Here is a 13,554-nt window from a genome sequence, read left to right as displayed (position 1 = left end):
CACCTCTATATTAATCAATCTTACACATTGGCTTCGTCATATTCTTTAAGATCCACACTGATCAGCTGGCTGACGCCACGTTCCTGCATCGTCACCCCGAACAGTCTGTCCGCCTCTTCCATTGTACCTTTTCTATGTGTAATCACAATGAATTGTATATCTTCGGAAAGCTTTTTCAAATACTGTGCATAGCGCACCACATTGGTCTCATCAAGCGCAGCCTCCACTTCATCGAGAATGATGAATGGGCTGACCCGCACTTTCAGCATGCTGAATAAAAGGCTGATGGCCGTCAGCGCTCTTTCCCCGCCTGATAACAGTGACAGGCTGGATAATTTCTTGCCCGGCGGCTGTGCGTATATTTCAATGCCGGAATTCAAGAAGTCGTCTTCTTCGGTCAGTCTGAGTTCGGCAAGCCCGCCGCCGAACATTTCTTTGAACACTTCGCCGAAGTGATGGTTGACTTCATGATAGGCGGTCTCAAAACGTTCCGCCACCGTATCATCCATCTCTGAAATGACTTCAAGGAGCGTCTCTCTGGCATCCATCAGATCCTCCTGCTGCTCTTTCAGGAACTGATAGCGCTCATTGACTGTTTTGAATTCTTCAATTGCACCGATATTGACCGGGCCAAGTTCTTCGATGCTCTTTTTATTCAAATTGATCTGAAGTCTCTTGTTGTCTATATCGGTGAATTCGGTATAATTTTCACTCTCATGTTCGTAGGTCGTCTTATAGTTATCCGATAAATACTGAAGTTTCTGCTCCAGCTGGGTATCGAGCTTTTCCTTTTGGCCGGTGGCCGTCCGGAGTGTATCCTGCAGTGTTTCGGATTCCCGGTATATTTCTTCTCTCTCTCTGCTCTTTTCCTGGTAGCTCACTTTAAGGCCGTGCTGTTTTTCCGATATGTCATCGGCTTCCTCATAAAGTGAGTCAAGTGCCGCCTGAAGTTCCTTCTGTTCGGTTTCAAGGGTTCTCACGTCAAGCGTTGTCAGGTCGAGTGAAACGATTTCCTGCTCGTTTTCGATATCTTCGATGTCGTCTGTCACTTCCTGCAGCTGTTCATTCAGTCTCGCATACTCACTCTTTTTGTAGTTGTGGCGTTCTGTCGTTTTAGTCATTTCATTCTGGATTGCATTATATTCATCGGATAATAGTTTCAGTTCAGTTTTCTTGTCCTTATCGGAAGTGCTGATGAGACGGATGCGTTCATCCAGGTTTTTAAGTTCCCGGTCTTTCTCTTCAATCTGTTCACTGTAGTCCGCATCAGTCCCCGGCTGCTGTCTTCGCGCCAGCTCATCTGTGATCATCTGAAGTGTTTCCTGCCTTGAGTCGAGCTGATAGCCGAGTGATGACACCTCGCGTTTCAGGTTTTCGAACCGGTCGCCCTGTTCCCTGCCTTCATCTTCGAGCCTGGCGACGGCCATATCAATGTCGGTTATGCTGCTGCTTAAACTTCCAACCTTTTTCTTCTGGGTTTCAATCAGGCCGTCATATTCCATCAGTTTTTTACTGATTTCATCAATTTCGTTTTTAGTTTCCAGTACGGAGCCTTTTGACTGCTTTGAGCCGCCGCTCATTGCGCCGCCCGGGAAAACCGTCTCCCCGTCAAGCGTGACAATCTTCACACGGTGCCCGGTTTCCCTCGCGACCGCACTTGCATCATCGATCGTATGGACGACAAGTGTCGTACCGAGCAGGTGCCGTATGATATTGTCATATGCCGGATTGATATTAACCACATCCGCCAGCACTTCCACATTGATTTCTGAATTGTCCACGACGGACTGAATCTGTGGATTCAGCTGTCGTTTCTTAATGACATCGAGCGGCAGAAACGTCGCAAAGCCGCGCTTCAGATTCTTCAAGTACAAAATTGCCTTCTTTGCATCATTTTCACTCTGCATGACGATGTTCTGGCTCGCAGCACCAAGCGCCGTGTCGAGGGCGGTGACGTATTTCGACTCTGCATCGATCAATTCACCGACCGCTCCGACGACACCTTTCAGCTGACCGTCATTTTTCAGAACGGCACGCACACCCGGAAAATACCCCCTGTACTCGTTTTGGACGGTTTTCAGCATATCCAGTTTTGATTTCTGCTGATTGTAATACTGGATGCTTTTTTCAAGCTTGGCGTTTTCTTCATGATAGGAAGTATTCAGGCTATCCCTGTCCTCCGCCTTTTCCCTATAAGTATTCCTCAGCGTATTCAACTGTTCTTCGCTGCTGTCCAGTTCATCCTGCTTGTCCTTCAGCTCGGCTTCGCAGTCGGAAACTTCTTTTTGAAGCTCCTTAAGACGCTCTTTCTGCTGGCTGTAGTGGGAATTTTGGTCATTTTTTATTTCTTCATTTCTTTTCTGTTCATTTTCAAGCGTCGTCTTTTCGACCATCAGCTCATAATAGCTGTCTTTCAGACTTTCTATTTCATCACTGTTGTCTTCGCTTAAATAAGTTCTTTTCTGTTCCGTCTGCTGCAGGCTTTCTTTCAGTGATTTTATCCTGCTGTCATATTCCTTGAGCTCCTCGTCCAATTCCCTGACCATTCCGTCCAGTTTTTCCTGTTCGGCACGGCCTGCCTCCAGGCGTTCGGACAAGTCTTCTTTCATCTGCCCTTTATTCGACTTCCGCTCTTCGAACAGCGCAATTTTGCCGTTCAGCTGTTCCAGCTTTTTAGATGTATCCACGATTTTCCTGTTGAGAGTCCTTGACGTCGTATCTTCCGCGTCACGGCTCGTGCTGATTTCGGATAACTCCCTGTCGAGATCTTCAGTCTGCTGCTGATATGTTTTCAATTGCTGCTCAGAATCGGCAACAGTCTTGTTTTCAGTCTCAAGACGCTCGAGCAGATGGTTGATGTCGTAGATGTTGACCTCTATATCCGCCTTTTTCATCTCTTCTTTCAATGCAAGATATTCTTCTGCATTGGCGCTTTCGATTTCAAGCTTCTCCACTCTCGTAGTCAGTTCCTGAATGATATCGTTGATCCGGTTCAAGTTGTCTTTCGTCTCTTCGAGCCTCTTCACCGATTCTTTTTTGCGCTTCTTATACTTCATGACACCGGCGACTTCCTCTATCAGCACTCTTCTTTCATCGGCCCGTGCTTTCAGGAGTGACTCCACTTCCCCCTGGGAAATGATGTTGTATGCATTTTTACCGAGTCCGGAATCGAGGAACAGCTCGGTAATTTCTTTCAATCGTGTCCGTTCGTCATTGATGAAATATTCACTGTCACCGTTTCTGTACAGTTTACGCATGATGTTCACATCATCCGACTCAACCGGCAGTGTGCGGCTTTGATTATCAAGCTGCAGCTTGACCTTCGCAGCGTTCATCGGTGTTCTTGAATCTGTGCCGTTGAAGATCACATCTTCCATTTTGACGCCGCGGATCGATCTTGCCGACTGTTCACCGAGCACCCAGCGAATGGCATCGGTGATGTTGCTTTTGCCGCTGCCGTTCGGTCCGACTACCGCCGTCAGCCCGCTGTCAAATTTTATATCCACTTTATTGGCGAATGACTTGAAACCATCCGCTTCTATCGATTTTAAATAAACCATATTCTTACTCCTAGTCGTGAATCATGAACAATGCATTTTCAGCTGCACGCTGTTCTGATTCCTTTTTTGAACGGCCCCGTCCGGTACCCAGCTGTCTGCCATCTATGAAGACGCCGCTCTCAAAACTTTTATTGTGGCTCGGCCCTGATTCTTTCAGCAGTTTATACTGCAGCTCTTTATTATACTTTTTATGCGTTTCTTCCTGTAATAAAGTTTTATAATCCACGACCGCATTATAGTGGGCATCTTTAATATCCACCAGCACATGATTCTGAAGGAATTTTTCGGCCGTCTTGTGTCCTTCCTGCAGATAAAGTGCACCTAAAAATGCTTCGAAAGTATCCGAGATGATCGACGGACGGTTTCGTCCCTCCGTCTTTTCCTCTCCTTTTCCGAGGATGATGAGCTCCGGCATCTTTAATTTAACTGCGAATACTACAAGTGAAGGTTCACACACAATGTTTGCTCTCAGTTTAGTCAAGTCCCCTTCCGGCAATTCCGGGAACTTTTTGTAAATGAAGTCTGACACCATCAATTCTAGTACAGCATCGCCGAGAAATTCCAGGCGCTCATTATTATAGATCTTATTCAGGTTCAAATCGTTTATGAAAGAACTGTGCATGAATGCCTGCTGGTAGATCTGGTGTTCTCCCAGATCGAGATTGATCTTTTTCTGGAATTCTTTGAACAATGTATTGAAACTGTCTAATTTATCGAGTGCATATTTATCTTTTTTCACCCGGTTTGAAATTTCTTTCATCTGTCATTCACCCCTCACTTTCTATTTTATCCAATATATTTGGATTAGAAAAGAAAATAATAAATAAAATCCACTTGAAAAAGTGGATTTTATCTCTTTTAATTAATTTTCTAATTTGTCGATATAGTCAAGAGCATCGCCGACTGTAAGAATCTTTTCAGCTTCTTCGTCAGGAATTTCCATTTCGAATTCGTCTTCAAGTTCCATTACGAGTTCTGCAATGTCCAATGAATCTGCACCAAGATCATCTTTGAAAGATGCATCTTTCGTCACTTTCTCTTCATCAATTCCAAGTTTGTCGACAATGATGTCTTTTACTTTGTCAAAGTTTGCCATTTATCTCTCACCTCCCTTTAATAATATCACAGCGATTATCCCATGTACATACCGCCGTTGACGTGAATTGTCTGGCCGGTAATATAGTCCGCTTTGCCGCTTGCAAGGAAGCTTACGGTGTTTGCAATATCCTCAACATTTCCAAAGTGGTTCAGCGGAATCTGGCTGAGCATGCCGTCTTTTATGTCGTCGGACAGCACATCCGTCATCTCACTTTCGATGAACCCAGGAGCAATCGCATTGACCGTGATGCCTTTTGGAGCAAGCTCACGGGCGACTGAACGTGTCAGTCCGTCGACTGCCGCTTTTGAAGCGACATAGTTTGCCTGTCCGGCGTTGCCGAGAGATGCGACGATGCTTGAAATGTTGATGATCTTGCCCGATTTCTGTTTCAGCATCGGACGTGTGACATTTTGAATCACATTGTAAGTCCCTTTCAGGTTCACATCAATCACACGGTCGAAATCCGCTTCTTTCATCCTCATCAGCAGTCCGTCTTTTGTGACGCCTGCATTGTTGACGACAAGATCGATTGATCCGTGCTCAGTCGTGATATGTTTGATCATCGCTTTGACATCTTCGAAAATTTCCACATGGCACTGGTAGCTCTCGGCACTGCCGCCCGCTTCCTTTATTTGTTCGACAACTGCATTCGCCTTGTCCTCGGACCCTGAGTAATTGACAATGATATGATACCCTTCCTTTCCAAGCTCAAGGGCGATACCTCTGCCGATACCTCTTGAAGATCCTGTTACTAATGCTGTTTTAGTCATCTGAATACTCCTTTACCTGATCTAGTGTATCAATATTTTTAACTTTTATTGATTTATCGATTTTCCGGACAAGTCCGTTCAACACCTTTTTAGGGCCGGCTTCGAGTCCTTCTGTCACACCATTTTCAGCTGCAGTTTCAATACATTCGACAAACCTTACCGGGTTTGTAATCTGCTCGACAAGCTGCTTCTTGATCGTTTCACCGTCCGTCTCCGGCTGTGCGCTGACATTTTGAATGACAGGAATCCGTGCATCCTTGAATTCGATACCTTCTGTGAAAGTCCTGAATTCATCCTGTGCCTCTTTCATCAGATGTGAATGGAAAGCACCGGATACGTTCAGAGGCATCACGCGTCTCGCACCGAGCGTTTTCGCCTGTTCTGAAAAACGGTCCACGGCTTCAGCGTCTCCGGAAACGACGACCTGGTCCGGTGCATTGATGTTTGCCGGGGACACTTTGACAGTGTCGTCCGACACTGATTCACACAGTGCAGTCAGATCTGCATAATCCATGCCGATGACCGCGGCCATCTTTCCGCCTTCACTCTGCGCCATCAGCTCACCGCGTTTCTGCACGATTTTTACACCATCGGAAAGCGACAGTACACCTGCATGTACCAGTGCTGGAAGCTCACCGAGACTGTGGCCGAGCACAAAATCGCCGCCGATATCTGCAGCAGCAATCACAGCGAGTGAATGTGCAAACAGCGCCGGCTGGGTGAACTCCGTCGAATTGAGACGTTCGTCCTCTTCAAACATGATCGATTTAAGATCGAAATCCAGCTCGTTGAAGATTTCGTTCAAAACTTCTTCTGCGCGCGGATTGTTGTCATAAAGATCTTTTGCCATCCCGCTGTACTGGGCGCCCTGCCCCGGGAATAGAATGATTTCACCCATTAATCCTCACCGACCTTTTCTTTGATTTTATCCAGTGCACCGCTTTCTGCCATTTTTTTAGACTGCTTTACAGCATTGTGAAATGCATGCGCGTCACTTGAGCCGTGCGCTTTCAGAACATAGCCGTCAAGGCCGAGCAGCGGTGCACCGCCGACCTTTCTGTAGTCCAGCAGGTCTTTTATACTGCCGAAGTCCTTTTTCAGAACGCCTGCAGCCAGTTTGTTCTTGGTGTTCTTCAGGAAAATATCCTTCACTTCAGTCATCATGGATTTCGCAGTACCTTCGATCGTTTTCAGTACGATGTTGCCTGTAAATCCGTCTGTCACCGCAATATCTATAGTGCCGGAAATGATGTCGCGTGTTTCGAAGTTGCCTGTGAAATTCAGGTCGCTGTCCTTAAGCAGTTCAAACGCGCCTCTTGTCACTTCATTTCCTTTGTTGTCCTCACTGCCGATATTGACCAGTCCGACTTCAGGGTTCTTCCTGTTTTCGATGCCTTCCATGTAGATGCTTGCCATCACGGCAAACTGGTACAGGTGTTTCGGCTTGTTGTCGGAATTTGCACCCATGTCAAGGAGCATGATCCCCTTTCCGGTAGTGTTCGGTATGATGGATGCGATCGCAGGGCGTTCGATGCCCTTTATCCTGCCGACTACGAACAGTCCCGCACTCATTATCGCACCTGTATTCCCAGCGGACACACAGGCCGCAGCCGCGCCGTCCTTGACCGCTTTTGCGGCACGGACCAGCGAGCTGTCCTTCTTTCTGCGGACAGCCCTTACCGGATCGTCTTCAGATTGCACTTTTTCAGTGACCTCGATGAATTCGATTCTCGGATGAGTGCCTGTATAACTTCCTTTCAGACCATAGGCCATAATCTCAATGGACGGGTCCTCTTCAACTGCCTTCATGACACCGTCGACGATCGCTTCCGGTGCATTATCGCCGCCCATCAGATCAACTGCGATCTTAACCATTATTATCACCCTCATTGGAATAGTACATTTCAAACTGTCCTTTGAATATCAGTCTGCCGTCCACTTTGGATTCGACCGTAATAGAGGCATTATTATTATCCATATCGTTTACAACCGCTTTCGATATGACTTTATCATGTAATTTCGCCTGTCTTTTAAACTCGATGTCTGCACTTTTGGTGAGAGCAAGCGGTTCATTTATGACAGCGACACATAATGAATTGGCCTGTGCAAATATGAAGTGCCCTCTCGCAATTTCATTTTTTTCAAATACATGCCCTTCTTCAATGATGAACAGGCTGAGTGCCTGTGAATTCAATTCGATATCAATGATCTCACCGGTGACTTCCTGCAGTGACAGACTTTTTATCTTGTCCACTTCTTCCGTCGCGACATTTTTGATGCGTGCACGGAGTTCCGGTATGGACAGTTCCAGCCTGTCCAGACGGATCGTCTGAATGCTGACATTGAAAATTTCTGCAAGCTTCTCATCTGTCAGGAACGGATCTTCGTTGATTCTCTCAAGCAGTATTTCCTGCCGCTCATTCTTTTTATATTTAGCCATATTGATACCTCATTTAGTAGTTGGTACTAAAATCAGTATATATAAGTGTATTTAGGATTTCAAATAATTTTATATGATTTTCATAAATAAAAAAGAGCACTTCCCTTTCTGAAAGTGCTCTCCATGTATATCTTTTAACTTAAAATCAGGTCTAGAAGCTCTTTTGCCTCCACTTTGCCGAAGTAATGATCGAGGTCAAGCTTTTCAAGCACCGACTCAAGCTCGCTTCTTTCGACACGTGTGCCGATAAGGGCCTCTTCGACATCTTTGATATCGCCCTGGCCGAAGAAGTCGCCGAAAATTGAGCAGCTCACGATTTTACCGGATTTTATTTCCAGGGATACTTCCACGGTGCCCGGCGTGAGGCGCGCATCACGGTTATATGAATACTGTGGTGATTTACCATAGTTCCAGTCCCAGTTTTTGTATTTATCTTCAACGAGCCTGTCGATCGCCTGCCAGTCTTCATCCTTCAGTTCATAACGTTTTGCCTCATCCATATCTTTCAGGCCGAGCAGCTCTTTGATCATCAGATCTTTGAACTCCGGCGTCGTCACATCTTTATATTCCGGTGCCAGATGTTCACGGATCGTCGTGACACGGGAGCGGATGGATTTGATTCCTTTGGATTCGATCTTTTTCAGGTTCGGATTGAGCGCCTGGACCATCGCTTCCGGATTGATATCAAGGAGCAGTGAGAAACCGCCGTATACACGGCCCTTCGTCAGTGTCATCGCCGCGCCGGAAACTTTCTTCCCGTCGATGACGAGGTCGTTTCTGCCGCTCTGCTCAACATTTTCAACACCCAGATTTTTGAGCGCCTTGATTACAGGTTCATACATTTTCTTATAATCGCCGTAAACGCCGCTGTCCTCGGAAACTAAAAAGCAGATGTTCACCGCACCGTCATCGACAAGGATCGCACCGCCGCCGGTTTCCCTTCTCATCAGCATGATGCCGTTGTCATCAAGATAGTCCTGGTTCACTTCGGCAGCGGCGTTCTGAAATCTGCCGATTTCAAGCTTCGGGTCGCAGTAGTATGGAAAAATGATGCCGTCTTCCAGAAAAATATTTTGCTGGACGTGCACCTGCAGTGCAGTCGCATATGCGCCGTCAGTAATATATTCACCGTTTCTGTATGGTTCGATCAGATACATTCAGATCATCCTTCGTATGTTAATTGTTTATATGCATTTAAAATGTTCTTTTGGATATCTCCGGCCAGGGCCACCGTCTTTGGTCTGACAGCTTTCGGCGTCCTGTACGATTTCTGGTTCATCGGCACGTACAGTGCATCCTCGTTGCTGCGGGTCATCCTCCAGAACGGGTGCTTGATGAACTGTGGGGTCGTATAGCCGACACCGATTTCCAGATAAAGCACTTTGCCGGTGCTGTTTTCTTCGAGAAATGCATTGTATTTCTCGCGGTCCCGTTCGAAGTCATCATCTTCGACCATCCCTTTATCCGCATTGCGCTTGTTCACTTCCATCGGTGCGTCACATTTCGGACAGTATGGAATGAGTTCGTACGGGATTTCCATATCCTCCTGCGCCTTTGCCATCTCACGGATCTGATCATCGTGGCGGTAAGTCTTTTGATGACAGAACTTGGAGCACTGCCATAAAATATATTCACCCTGATAATAAAACACTTTATCCATATCATAATCCGCCGCATAAAACGCGTTGTCGGCATTTGTTGTGATGACGTGATACTTCTTTCCTTCGAGCATTTTTCTGAGCGCGATATATCCTTCGCCTGCCGGCTGATCTAAATAATTCAGCTCGACAAAGCGGCTTTGGAATGCCCAGTATTCCTGCCTTGAGGGAAACTCGAACAGGCTTGCCTGCAGCATATCGAACCAGTTGTATTTTTCGATGAAATCCGGGAAGTTCTTTCTGAAACGTTCGCCGATATATGTAAATCCGTTTGCTGCGGACATACCGGCACCGATCCCGACGACTACCGCATCCGCTTCATCAATCAGTCCGGCAAGCAGTCTCGATTCATCATTTTCTGTTTCTAACGTCTTCCAATTATTCATAGAGTTACGACCTTCCTTAAATTAGATGTTTCCTGTAAATATTGAGATCCTCATCATCAAATACATTGAAGATGACCTCGAGTTCAGAATTGGCATTGTTTAAATATTCTTCGACCGTATCAACGGCGATTTTTGCCGCCGCTTCTTTCGGGAAGCCGAAGACGCCTGTCGATATGCTGCAGAATACGATATTCTTAAGCCCCTGCTGATCGGCAAGCTTCAGACAGCTCGTATAGCATTTTTTGAGCAGATCCGCCTTCATCGGTGACACTTTGCCGTCACGGACATACGGTCCGACGGTATGCAAGACATGATCTGCCGTCAGATTGTAGCCGGATGTGATCTTCGCCCTGCCGACCGCTTCTTTTCTGCCCTGTGCCTCCATTATCCTTGCACATTCCAGACGCAGTTCCACGCCTGCCTTCGTATGGATGATATTATCGATGCAGTCGTGGTTCGGTATGAGACAGCCGAGCATATCCGGATTCGCAGCATTGACGATTGCATCGGCCTTAAGAGTCGTAATATCCCCCTGCCATAAGTACAGTTGGTCTGCAGCCTCTGTAAGTAACCCTGCATCTGTGACGTCCTCAGCATTATATTCCTTTAAAAAAGCATCCTGGATTTCAATGAATTCGTCAGTGACCGCATCCGCAGGACGTTCATTTGCCAGACCGCGGAACACTTCGAATGCTGCATCAAAATTTTCAGGCACCGTTACCGTTATATCCTTTTCCTTCTGCATATATGAAATTAAATAGTCCAGTCTTTCCAGTTGGGACATGATCATCACCTGATTCCTAAAAAATAAGCTTACATTCTATGCCGTGACATATGAATGCAAGCTAAATTTTAAATTTACGGCCTCTTATACATTTTCAAGTGCATTAAAATCAGCTTCATCAACGCCTGTCAACTTCACGACCCAGCTCTCCTGCGGGTCGGCAGAGTTCAACAGTTCCGGTGAATCTTCGGCTTTTTCATTGATTGCAACAATCTCGCCGGAAAGCGGAGATGTCAGGTCCAATACCGTCTTTGAACCTTCAAGCTCAAGCAGCGAGTCATCTTTTTCGACGGTTTTATTTTCCGTGAATTCGACAAATCCGACCGTTCCAACATCGTCCTGGAGTTCCGGTGTCATTATCAGTGTATATTCCTCACCATTTTTTTCAACCCATAAATAGTTCGCCAATTTTTTCATTCTGATCCTACTTTCTGCTTTTTTATATTTTAAATTCGGAAGCGATCGCTTCAAGTGCACGGTGCCGGTTTTCTCTTCCGGGGATGAGCGGGATGAGCATCAGTTCATCTGCACCGAACGTCTCTGTGATCGACTTGAGCTGTGATGCGACACTTTCTTTATCACCGACGACCATGCGCGTACGGTTGCTCTCTATATTTTTTCTGTCTGTTTCAGTATAAGGATAATTTTCAGCAGTTTCAACTGAAGGCATCCGGCCGAATTCACTGAAATTATCTTTGCCGAGCAGCCATAGGTCGAGCGCCCGCGCAAGCTCATCCGCTTCCTCTTCGGTATCCGCCGCGACTACGAACGGTGCCACCATGACCGCCGGCTTTTTCATGACGGCCGATGGAGTGAAATTCTCCCTGTATACACGGATCGCTTCCTGTCCGATTTCCGTCTTGTCTTCAGAAGCGTACGGAAACAGCCCGAATGTGTATCCGGTGCCCTGTCGTGCGGCAGTTTCCGCTGAACGGACGCTTGTGCTCAGCATCCACATTTCCGGATTATCTGGACTCATCGGGTTTGCCGTCAAGTCGTTGTACCGGTGTTTTGGATCATCCGTATTTGTGACATATTTTATAATATCACTGATATTATCTTCATAGCGCTGCTTTCTGCGCCGTGTCTCATTCAGTGCCCGGTTGACGATTTTCGTGCCGATCGTATTGCCGACGCCGAGATCGACACGCCCGGGATATAATGTTTCAAGCATTCTGAAATTCTCAGCGGTTTTAAGCGGGCTGTAATGCGGAATCATCACGCCGCCTGAACCGAGCCTGATCGTTTCCGTTTTTCCGAGCAGATGCATCATCAGCATCTCGGGACTGCTGCTGGCAAAGGCGCTGACATCGTGATGTTCCGCCATCCAGAATCTGTGATATCCGAGACTTTCCGCCTTTTTGCACAGTTCAACAGTTTCCGAGATCGCCTCTTTCGGTGATCTGCCTTCATCCACTACCGCATAATCAAGTACATTAAGTTTTACCATTCACACAAATCCTTTGGCATTCAATGCAAATATTTAACATATTCATTATAGCTTCCGTAAAATTCACCGTCAATGTTAAGAACTTCCCATTCATTGACACAAAGCCGTTCTATTGCTAATTTTAAAGTAATGAATTTGGTCAGAAAGCTGATTAAAGGAGCCAGGAAATGAACAGTAAATATGCACCACTATTCGAACCTTTAAAGTTAAAGAACGGAATTGAACTAAAAAATCGCTTCGTCCTTTCGCCGATGATCACAAACTCTTCTACGGCTGAGGGCCACGTGACGGAGGAAGATGAGCTCTACCACGCACGGCGTGCAGACTCTGCACCGATCCAGGTCACGGGTGCCGCTTACATCGAACCGTACGGCCAGCTTTTCGAGTACGGCTTCAGTGTCAGTGACGACCGCACAATCCCGGGCCTTGCAAAACTTGCGGATGCGATGAAAAAGGACGGTTCCAGGGCGATACTGCAGCTGACGCATGCCGGCCGGTTTTCAAACCAGGCGATACTGGACCTCGGCGTTGTCTACGGACCGAGCTTCATGGAACTGAACGTGCCGGTCAAACACCAGGTGCTGCCGATGTCAAAACGTAAAATAGATGCCGTTATCCGCCAGTATGCCGATGCGACGAGGCGTGCAATCAAAGCCGGATTCGACGGCGTGGAAGTCTCTGCGGCACAGCGCCTGTTGATCCAGACGTTCTTCTCCAAGTTTTCAAATCAGCGTGAAGATGAGTACGGTCGGGATACACTTGAAAACAGATCCCGTTTCGGCCTTGAAGTGATCCAGGCGGTGAGCGACGTCATCAAAGAAGAAGCCCCGGAGGATTTCATCTTCGGTTTCAGAGGCACGCCTGAAGAAACACGCGGCAGCGAAATCGGCTATACGGTGGATGAGTTTCTGGAATTCATGGACCGTGCAGAAGAAATTGCAGATATCCACTATCTTGCAATCGCCAGCTGGGGCAGAGACATCTATCAGAACGAGGTGCGCGCCGAGGGGCCGAATAAAGGACGCCTCGTCAATGAAGTCGTCTACGAACATGTCAAAGGGAGAATCCCGATGATGGCGACCGGCGGTGTCAACAGTCCGGACAAGGCGCTTGAAGCGCTCGATCATGCGGATATGGTCGGTGCGTCCAGCCCGTTCATCACTGAACCAGACTTTGTAAACAAACTCGAAGAGGGCCGTGAAGACGAAATCGACCTCCAGTTCACCATCGATGAGCTGGATGATCTGAAAATACCGAAAGCTGCATTCAAGGACATCGTCCGAATGATGGACTACGGTGAAGGCCTGCCGAAAGAAACGAGAGATGAGCTGAGACAGCTCGCGGAAGAAAAGTAGCTGAAACGACAAGCACCCCGATTTCAAATGGAATCGGGGTGCTTTATTTTAT

Annotated in this window: 13 protein-coding genes; 1 reads left to right on the top strand and 12 read right to left on the bottom strand. The window is 46.9% G+C overall.

The window, feature by feature from the left end:
- Positions 1–20: 20 nt before the first annotated feature.
- The 12 genes from smc to BLR15_RS00660 form a co-directional block, all read right to left on the bottom strand.
- Positions 21–3,560: a chromosome segregation protein SMC gene (gene smc / locus BLR15_RS00715; protein ID WP_092983687.1), complete on the bottom strand. Its 3,540-nt coding sequence runs from the start codon at positions 3,558–3,560 to the stop codon at positions 21–23.
- Between the two features lie 10 nt (positions 3,561–3,570).
- On the bottom strand, positions 3,571–4,320 hold the full coding sequence (gene rnc, locus BLR15_RS00710; RefSeq protein ID WP_092983686.1) for a ribonuclease III: 750 nt from the start codon (positions 4,318–4,320) through the stop codon (positions 3,571–3,573).
- A gap of 102 nt (positions 4,321–4,422) precedes the next feature.
- Positions 4,423–4,656 carry an acyl carrier protein gene (locus tag BLR15_RS00705; protein WP_092983685.1) on the bottom strand — a complete coding sequence of 78 codons (234 nt, stop codon included), beginning with the start codon at positions 4,654–4,656 and terminating at the stop codon, positions 4,423–4,425.
- Positions 4,657–4,691: 35 nt separating this feature from the next.
- Positions 4,692–5,429: a 3-oxoacyl-[acyl-carrier-protein] reductase gene (fabG, locus tag BLR15_RS00700; RefSeq protein ID WP_092983684.1), complete on the bottom strand. Its 738-nt coding sequence runs from the start codon at positions 5,427–5,429 to the stop codon at positions 4,692–4,694.
- A complete protein-coding gene (gene fabD, locus BLR15_RS00695; protein WP_092983683.1) occupies positions 5,422–6,327 on the bottom strand; it encodes an ACP S-malonyltransferase in 906 nt (301 codons plus the stop codon). Before fabD ends, fabG begins: the two co-directional genes overlap by 8 nt.
- On the bottom strand, positions 6,327–7,304 hold the full coding sequence (plsX, locus tag BLR15_RS00690; RefSeq protein ID WP_092983682.1) for a phosphate acyltransferase PlsX: 978 nt from the start codon (positions 7,302–7,304) through the stop codon (positions 6,327–6,329). Before plsX ends, fabD begins: the two co-directional genes overlap by 1 nt.
- Positions 7,297–7,869, bottom strand: a complete 573-nt coding sequence (gene fapR / locus BLR15_RS00685; protein WP_092983681.1) for a transcription factor FapR — start codon at positions 7,867–7,869, stop codon at positions 7,297–7,299. Before fapR ends, plsX begins: the two co-directional genes overlap by 8 nt.
- Positions 7,870–8,003: 134 nt before the next feature.
- Positions 8,004–9,026 (bottom strand): lipoate--protein ligase, encoded by a 1,023-nt coding sequence (locus BLR15_RS00680; RefSeq protein ID WP_092983680.1) that lies wholly within the window; start codon positions 9,024–9,026, stop codon positions 8,004–8,006.
- A gap of 5 nt (positions 9,027–9,031) precedes the next feature.
- Positions 9,032–9,913, bottom strand: coding sequence for an SIR2 family NAD-dependent protein deacylase (locus tag BLR15_RS00675; protein ID WP_092983679.1), 882 nt, complete (start codon positions 9,911–9,913; stop codon positions 9,032–9,034).
- A 16-nt stretch (positions 9,914–9,929) separates the two neighbouring features.
- Positions 9,930–10,703, bottom strand: a complete 774-nt coding sequence (locus tag BLR15_RS00670) for a protein-ADP-ribose hydrolase (protein WP_407927503.1) — start codon at positions 10,701–10,703, stop codon at positions 9,930–9,932.
- Between the two features lie 78 nt (positions 10,704–10,781).
- Complete coding sequence (locus BLR15_RS00665; RefSeq protein ID WP_092983678.1) at positions 10,782–11,114, bottom strand: glycine cleavage system H family protein; 333 nt, start codon at positions 11,112–11,114, stop codon at positions 10,782–10,784.
- A 22-nt stretch (positions 11,115–11,136) separates the two neighbouring features.
- A complete protein-coding gene (locus BLR15_RS00660) occupies positions 11,137–12,147 on the bottom strand; it encodes an LLM class flavin-dependent oxidoreductase (RefSeq protein ID WP_092983677.1) in 1,011 nt (336 codons plus the stop codon).
- 167 nt (positions 12,148–12,314) lie between these two features.
- Between BLR15_RS00660 and BLR15_RS00655 the strand changes: the two genes are divergently transcribed.
- Complete coding sequence (locus BLR15_RS00655) at positions 12,315–13,502, top strand: NADH-dependent flavin oxidoreductase (RefSeq protein ID WP_092983676.1); 1,188 nt, start codon at positions 12,315–12,317, stop codon at positions 13,500–13,502.
- Positions 13,503–13,554 lie beyond the last annotated feature (52 nt).

It is taken from the genome of Lacicoccus qingdaonensis (assembly GCF_900101075.1).
GTDB classification, from domain to species: Bacteria; Bacillota; Bacilli; order Staphylococcales; family Salinicoccaceae; genus Lacicoccus; species Lacicoccus qingdaonensis.
Note: the sequence above shows the minus strand (reverse complement) of the source record. Positions and strands in the feature narration are given on the sequence as shown.

What these genes read in the sequence shown, in the direction of transcription:
- smc (WP_092983687.1), bottom strand. Translation starts at nt 3,560, where the DNA reads ATGGTTTATTTAAAATCGATAGAAGCGGATGGTTTCAAGTCATTCGCC.
- rnc (WP_092983686.1), bottom strand. Translation starts at nt 4,320, where the DNA reads ATGAAAGAAATTTCAAACCGGGTGAAAAAAGATAAATATGCACTCGAT.
- BLR15_RS00705 (WP_092983685.1), bottom strand. Translation starts at nt 4,656, where the DNA reads ATGGCAAACTTTGACAAAGTAAAAGACATCATTGTCGACAAACTTGGA.
- fabG (WP_092983684.1), bottom strand. Translation starts at nt 5,429, where the DNA reads ATGACTAAAACAGCATTAGTAACAGGATCTTCAAGAGGTATCGGCAGA.
- fabD (WP_092983683.1), bottom strand. Translation starts at nt 6,327, where the DNA reads ATGGGTGAAATCATTCTATTCCCGGGGCAGGGCGCCCAGTACAGCGGG.
- plsX (WP_092983682.1), bottom strand. Translation starts at nt 7,304, where the DNA reads ATGGTTAAGATCGCAGTTGATCTGATGGGCGGCGATAATGCACCGGAA.
- fapR (WP_092983681.1), bottom strand. Translation starts at nt 7,869, where the DNA reads ATGGCTAAATATAAAAAGAATGAGCGGCAGGAAATACTGCTTGAGAGA.
- BLR15_RS00680 (WP_092983680.1), bottom strand. Translation starts at nt 9,026, where the DNA reads ATGTATCTGATCGAACCATACAGAAACGGTGAATATATTACTGACGGC.
- BLR15_RS00675 (WP_092983679.1), bottom strand. Translation starts at nt 9,913, where the DNA reads ATGAATAATTGGAAGACGTTAGAAACAGAAAATGATGAATCGAGACTG.
- BLR15_RS00670 (WP_407927503.1), bottom strand. Translation starts at nt 10,703, where the DNA reads ATGATCATGTCCCAACTGGAAAGACTGGACTATTTAATTTCATATATG.
- BLR15_RS00665 (WP_092983678.1), bottom strand. Translation starts at nt 11,114, where the DNA reads ATGAAAAAATTGGCGAACTATTTATGGGTTGAAAAAAATGGTGAGGAA.
- BLR15_RS00660 (WP_092983677.1), bottom strand. Translation starts at nt 12,147, where the DNA reads ATGGTAAAACTTAATGTACTTGATTATGCGGTAGTGGATGAAGGCAGA.
- BLR15_RS00655 (WP_092983676.1), top strand. Translation starts at nt 12,315, where the DNA reads ATGAACAGTAAATATGCACCACTATTCGAACCTTTAAAGTTAAAGAAC.